At 55.1% G+C, this 612-nt stretch carries 1 protein-coding gene; it reads left to right on the top strand.

From position 1 onward, the window contains the following. The first annotated feature begins 107 nt into the window (after positions 1–107). Positions 108–563 carry an immunoglobulin domain-containing family protein gene (locus tag ACYVJE_RS23000; protein WP_461146125.1) on the top strand — a complete coding sequence of 152 codons (456 nt, stop codon included), beginning with the start codon at positions 108–110 and terminating at the stop codon, positions 561–563. Positions 564–612: the final 49 nt, after the last annotated feature.

Raw genomic sequence — 612 nt, 5'->3', positions numbered from 1 at the left:
AGTCGGATCGTAGCCATGTCGTTCTGTGAGCCAAGGAGTTGTCAATTAGGTTTGTCTTCCTAAGACCGCTTGGCCTCCGACTTGGTGGTTCCTCTAGATCTTCCCAGGTGCAGCTGGTGCAGTCTGGTCCTGCGCTGGTGAAACCCACACAGACCCTCACACTGACCTGCACCTTCTCTGGGTTCTCACTCGGCACTCGTAAAATGTCTGTGAGTTGGATCCGTCAGCCCCCAGGGAAGGCCCTGGAGTGGCTTGCTCGCGTTGATTGGGATGATGACAAATACTACAGCACATCTCTGAAGACCAGGCTCACCATCTCCAAGGACACCTCCAAGAATCAGGTGGTCCTTAGAATGACCAACATGGACCCTGTGGACACAGCCACGTATTACTGTGCACGGTCCCTTTTGGAAGATAGTGGTGGTTATTACCTCTGGTACTTCGATCTGTGGGGCCGTGGCACCGTGGTCACTGTCTCCTCAGCCTCCACCAAGGGCCCATCCGTCACTAGTGGCCAGGCCGGCCAGGAAGTCGGAGGCCAAGCGGTCTTAGGAAGACAATAGGTCCGATCAACTCCTTGGCTCACAGAACGACATGGCTACGATCCGACTT

The sequence above is a fragment of the Salinifilum aidingensis genome (assembly GCF_054782015.1).
Note: the sequence above shows the minus strand (reverse complement) of the source record. Positions and strands in the feature narration are given on the sequence as shown.